The sequence below is a fragment of the Stenotrophomonas sp. HMWF003 genome (assembly GCF_003061285.1).
Taxonomy (GTDB): Bacteria; Pseudomonadota; Gammaproteobacteria; order Xanthomonadales; family Xanthomonadaceae; genus Stenotrophomonas; species Stenotrophomonas maltophilia_AP.
Map to the genome: position 1 here is coordinate 1 of NZ_QAIW01000038.1, position 5,566 is coordinate 5,566.

General features: G+C 66.1%; 5 protein-coding genes. 1 reads left to right on the top strand and 4 read right to left on the bottom strand.

Going from position 1 to position 5,566, the window contains the following annotated elements:
• Positions 1-50: 50 nt before the first annotated feature.
• The 4 genes from cyoD to cyoA are packed head-to-tail and all read right to left on the bottom strand — an operon-like array spanning position 51 to position 3,980.
• Positions 51-392, bottom strand: a complete 342-nt coding sequence (gene cyoD / locus DBR34_RS01345; protein WP_128095403.1) for a cytochrome o ubiquinol oxidase subunit IV — start codon at positions 390-392, stop codon at positions 51-53.
• A complete protein-coding gene (gene cyoC, locus DBR34_RS01350; RefSeq protein WP_128095404.1) occupies positions 389-1,027 on the bottom strand; it encodes a cytochrome o ubiquinol oxidase subunit III in 639 nt (212 codons plus the stop codon). Before cyoC ends, cyoD begins: the two co-directional genes overlap by 4 nt.
• Complete coding sequence (gene cyoB / locus DBR34_RS01355) at positions 1,024-3,003, bottom strand: cytochrome o ubiquinol oxidase subunit I (protein ID WP_128095405.1); 1,980 nt, start codon at positions 3,001-3,003, stop codon at positions 1,024-1,026. Before cyoB ends, cyoC begins: the two co-directional genes overlap by 4 nt.
• A 2-nt stretch (positions 3,004-3,005) precedes the next feature.
• Positions 3,006-3,980 (bottom strand): ubiquinol oxidase subunit II, encoded by a 975-nt coding sequence (gene cyoA, locus DBR34_RS01360; protein WP_258223610.1) that lies wholly within the window; start codon positions 3,978-3,980, stop codon positions 3,006-3,008.
• A gap of 190 nt (positions 3,981-4,170) precedes the next feature.
• Between cyoA and DBR34_RS01365 the strand changes: the two genes are divergently transcribed.
• On the top strand, positions 4,171-5,538 hold the full coding sequence (locus tag DBR34_RS01365; RefSeq protein ID WP_128095406.1) for a PLP-dependent aminotransferase family protein: 1,368 nt from the start codon (positions 4,171-4,173) through the stop codon (positions 5,536-5,538).
• The last annotated feature ends 28 nt before the right edge of the window (positions 5,539-5,566 follow it).

The window sequence follows — 5,566 nt, forward strand, 5'->3', positions numbered from 1 at the left end:
CATCACAGCCGCCAGGCCAAGGCAGGACAGGCGGTGCACGGTGAGCGCGCTCATACCTGCATCGGCATCATGTTCTGGGTGGCGTTGTGCATGACCCACAACGACCCGGCGACGACAATGGCGATCAGGAACGCCGTGCACAGGAAGATGCCGGTGTTCTCGCGCTGGCTGCGGCCCGCGCCGATGTGCAGGAACAGCACCAGCTGCGCCACCAGCTGCACCACGCACAGCACCACGATGGCGGTCAGGCGCAGCGGCTGCGGCACCCACCCGCCCATCACCACGCCAAACGAGGCACCGGTGAGCACCAGGCACAGCAGCAGGCCGATGATGTAGCCCTTGAGGGTGGCGTGGCCGCCACCGTGATCGGTTTCAGAAGCGCTCGGGCTCATACGAACTCCCGCAGGTAGACGAAGGTGAAGACACAGATCCAGATCAGGTCCAGGAAGTGCCAGAACAGGCTCAGGCAGGCCAGGCGGCGGCGGACGATGCCGTCCAGGCCGAACTTCAGCACCTGGTGGATCATGATCGCCAGCCACAGCAGGCCGAAGGTGACGTGCAGGCCATGGGTGGCCACCAGGGTGAAGTACGCCGACAGGTAGGCGCTCACGTCCGGGGTGGCGCCTTCATGGATCAGTTCGGCGAACTCATACAGCTCCATGCCGATGAACACCGCGCCGAGCAGCCCGGTGGTGGCCAGCCAGCCCACCACCTGGTTGCGCTTGTTGGCCTGCAGACCCAGCATCGCCAGGCCGAAGGTGAAGCTGCTCAGCAGCAGCACCACCGTTTCAGACAGCACGAAGCCCAGCTTGAACAGCTCCTTGCCCGACGGGCCGTCGGCGGTGCCGTTGAGCAGCACTCCGAAGGTGGCAAACAGCACCGCGAAGATCAGGCAGTCGCCCATCAGGTACATCCAGAACCCGACGACGGTCTTGCTGCCGTCGTCGTGGTGCTCGTGGGCGTGGTCATGATGACCGGCCGCGAGCTGCCCGTGCTGCGAAGCAGCGGTCAGGGTATCGCCGCTCATGCCTTGGCTCCTTCCATCTGCGCGAAATGCGCGTCTTCGATGCGCTTCACCTCGGCGGCGGGCACGTAATAGTCCACGTCACGGTCGTAGGAGCGCAGCACGAAGGTGGCGATCACACCGACCAGGCCAATCGCCGCCAGCACCCACATGTGCCAGACCAGGGCAAAGCACAGCACCAGGCTGAACACCGAGATCACCACCCCGGCGCCGGTGTTGCGCGGCATGTGGATGTCTTCGTAATGGTCCGGGCGCTGCCACGCGGTACCGCGCTGCTTGTCGTCCCAATGCTGCTCCAGCGAGGTGATGACCGGCGTCCTGGCGAAGTTGTAGAACGGCGGCGGCGAGGACGTGGCCCATTCCAGGCTGCGCGCGTTCCACGGGTCGCCGGTCAGGTCCAGGTTGGCCTTGCGGTCGCGCACGCTCACGTAGAACTGGATGAACATCGCCGCGATGCCGGCGGCAATGACCAGCGCGCCGATGGCCGCCACGATCAACCAGGGCTGCCAGCCTTCCACCGCGTAGTGGTTCATGCGGCGGGTCATGCCCTTGAAGCCGAGCACGTACAGCGGCATGAAGGCCAGGTAGAAGCCCACCAGCCAGCACCAGAACGAGACCTTGCCCCAGCGCTCGTTGAGGGTGAAGCCGAACGCCTTCGGGAACCAGAAGGTGATCCCGGCCAGGCAGCCGAACACCACGCCGCCGATGATCACGTTGTGGAAGTGCGCGATCAGGAACAGGCTGTTGTGCAGCACGAAGTCCGCACCCGGGATGGCCAGCATCACGCCGGTCATGCCACCCAGCGCGAAGGTGACCATGAAGCCGATCGTCCACATCGTCGAGGAGTGGTAGCGGATGCGGCCGCGGTACATGGTGAACAGCCAGTTGAACAGCTTCACCCCGGTGGGGATGGAGATGATCGAGGTCATGATGCCGAAGAAGGCATTCACGTTGGCGCCCGAGCCCATGGTGAAGAAGTGGTGCAGCCAGACGAAGAACGACAGCACGCCGATCGAACAGGTCGCGTACACCATCGAGCGGTAGCCGAACAGCGGCTTGCCCGAGAACGTGGCGATGATCTCCGAGAACGCGCCGAAGCACGGCAGGATCAGCACGTAGACTTCCGGGTGGCCCCAGATCCAGATCAGGTTGACGTACATCATGGCGTTGCCGCCGGCATCATTGGTGAAGAAGTGCATGCCGAAGTAGCGGTCCATGGTCAGCAGCGCCAGGGTCGCGGTCAGCACCGGGAAGATCGCCACGATCAGGATGTTGGTGATCAGCGCGGTCCAGGTGAACACCGGCATCTTCATCAGGTCCATGCCCGGCGCACGCATCTTGAGGATGGTGACGATGAAGTTCAGACCGGTGAGCGTGGTGCCGATACCGGAGACCTGCAGCGACCAGATGTAGTAGTCCACGCCGACCGTGGGGCTGTACTCGATCCCCGACAGCGGCGGATAGGCCACCCAGCCGGTCGCGGCGAAGTCGCCCACGAACATCGACAGCATCACCAGCACCGCGCCCACCGCCGACAGCCAGAAGCTGAGCGAGTTGACGAACGGGAAGGCGACGTCGCGCGCGCCGATCTGCAACGGCACCACCAGGTTCATCAGGCCCACGATGAGCGGGGTTGCCACGAAGAAGATCATGATCACGCCATGCGCGGTGAAGATCTGGTCGTAGTGTTCCGGCGGCAGGTAGCCGGCCGCGTCATTGGCCGCGATCGCCTGCTGGGCGCGCATCATCAGCGCATCGGCAAAGCCGCGCACCAGCATGACCAGCGCCAGCAGGATGTACATCACGCCGATCTTCTTGTGGTCCACCGAGGTGATCCACTCGGTCCAGATGTAGCCCCATTTCTTGTAGTAGGTGATCGCCGCGACGATCGCCGCGCCGAGCAGCAGCGAGCCTGCCAGCGCCGACATGATGATCGGGTCGTGGTAGGGAATTGCTTCGAGGTTCAACTTTCCAAGCACAATCAGTTCTCCGCGGTACGGCTGGCAGGCGCGGCCAGGCTCAACGTCTGGGGGGTGGCCCCGGGCTCTTCGCCCGGCAGGCAGATTTCGTCATCGGCCATGCCGTGGTACCGGGCGACGATGCTGTCGAACAGGCCGGTATCCACGCCGCTGAAGCGTTGCAGTGGTGCGCCATGGGTGGGCACTTCAAGCGCCGCCAGGCGCGTGGCACCGAGGTGGTCGTTGCTGCTGCGGGCCTGGTCCAGCCAGAGCTTGAAGTCGGCATCGGTCACGACCCGGGCCGGGAACTTCATGTCCGAGAAGCCCGAGCCGCTGTAGGCCGACGACATCCCGGCGTAGGTGCCCGGGGTATGGCCGATCAGGTGCAGGCGCGTCTGCATGGCGGGCATGGTGTAGACCATGCTGCCCAGCTGCGGCACGAAGAAGGCGTTCATCATCGACTCGGAGGTGAGCTTGAAGGCCACCGGCGTGTCCACCGGCATCACCAGTTCGTTGATCGTGGCCACGTTGTAGTCGGGGTAGATGAACAACCACTTCCAGTTCAACGACACCACTTCCACGCGCAGCGGCGCCTTGTCCGATGCGATCGGCTTGTAGGGGTCCAGCGCGTGCGTGCTCTTCCAGATCAGCACGGCCAGAACTACGATGATCAGACACGGAATGGTCCAGATCACCACCTCGATGGCGGTGGAATGCGACCAGTCCGGGGCGTAGGTGGCCTTGGTGTTGGAGGCGCGGTAGCGCCAGGCGAAGTACAGCGTGAGAATGATCACCGGGATCACCACCAGCAGCATCAGGCCGGTGCACACCAGGATCAGCTGCATCTCCTGTTCGGCGATGCTGCCCATGGGATTGAACAGTTCCAGGTTCTTGCACCCGGTGAGCAACGGCAGCAGCGCTGCCAGTCCGAACCAGCGTCCGGCGCGGGCTGCACCGGCCATGGCGGCGCGGCGAGCGGTGTGTGTAGCGGGGTTCATGCGGGTCGGCCCTTCCAACGCAGTGCCGGGCCGGGCGGCCCGGATCATGAAAAGTGGCGAACACCCCCCTGCATGACCGATATGCATGGGGGGTGCCCGCCGCAGCCGCGTACGTTAGGCAACGACATGATCCATACATGATGCGACACACTGTCGCAGGGCCGCGCGCACCCGGGCGTAAGATGCGCCGATGCAGTGGAACACTCTCATCGCCGACGGCCACGGGCCGGTCTACCTGCGCATCGTGCAGGCCCTGGAGCGCGCGGTCTGGTCCGGCGCGCTGCGGCCCGGCCAGCGCCTGCCGGCGCAGCGCGTGCTGGCCAACGACCTGGGCGTGGACCTGACCACGGTCACCCGTGCGTTCACGGAGGCACGCAAGCGCGGCCTGATCGACGCACGCGGCCCGCAGGGTACGTTCGTCGCCCCGCCGCAGGTGGAGCTGGCGCAGCTGGTGGACCTGAGCATGAACCTGCCGCCCAGCCCCGGCGGCGGACAGGTGGCCGACATGCTGCAGCGTGGGCTGGCCACCGTGCTCAGCCGCAGCGACGCCAGCAACCTGATGACCTACCACGTCGGCGGTGGCAGCCGCGCCGACCACCTGGCCGCGCAGCAATGGCTCAAGCCGATCCTGGGCAGGCTGGACAGCGACCGGCTGGTGGTCACCGAAGGCGCGCAGGCCGCGCTGTCGGCACTGCTGCTGGCACTCACCACTGCCGGCGATGTCATCCTGTGCGAACCGCTGGTGTATCCCGGCCTGCTGCACGCGGCGCGGGTGCTGCAGCGCACGTTGCGGGTGGTGGAGTGCGATGAGCACGGCATGCTGCCCAGCGCATTGCGCCGCCACGCACGTGCCAGCGGTGCGCGCGTGGTCTACCTCAACCCCACGGCGCAGAACCCGACTGCGCGCACCATGCCCGAAGCGCGCCGGATGGCGCTGGCCGACGTGCTGCGCAGCCTGGACCTGCGCCTGATCGAAGACGACCCGTACTGGCTGCTGGTCGACGATGCCCCTGCCCCGCTCGCCCTGCTGGCGCCGCAGCACACCTGCTACATCTCCACCCTGTCCAAGTGCCTCAGCCCGGGCCTGCACACCGGCTTCGTGCACCTGCCCGACGGTGTGGCACGGCAGGACGTGCTTGATGCGCTCCGCGCGGTCAACCTGATGGCGCCGCCGCTGATGAACGCGCTGGTGACCCAGCTGATCCTGGACGGGTCGGCGGCCACCCTGCTGAAACTGGTGCAGGAAGAAGCCGCCGAGCGTCGCTATCTGGCGCAGTCCACGTTGTCGCCCCGCTTCCTGCAGCACTGTGCCGGCGTGCATGCGTGGTGCCGGTTGCCCGCCCAGTGGACCGATGCCAGCCTGACCCATGCGGCGCGGCTGCAGGGGCTGGGGATCGCCCCGTCGTCGGCGTTCACCCCGCAGGGCGTGGCGATCAATGACGCGGTGCGGATCTCACTCGGCGCGGCGTCGAGCCGGCAGGAACTGCACCGGGCCTTGCGGCAGCTGGATCAGCTGATGCACGTGGCCGCCGACGACGCAGGTGGCTGGACGGTGTGAGCCGGCCACGCAGCGTGCCGGCTCACAC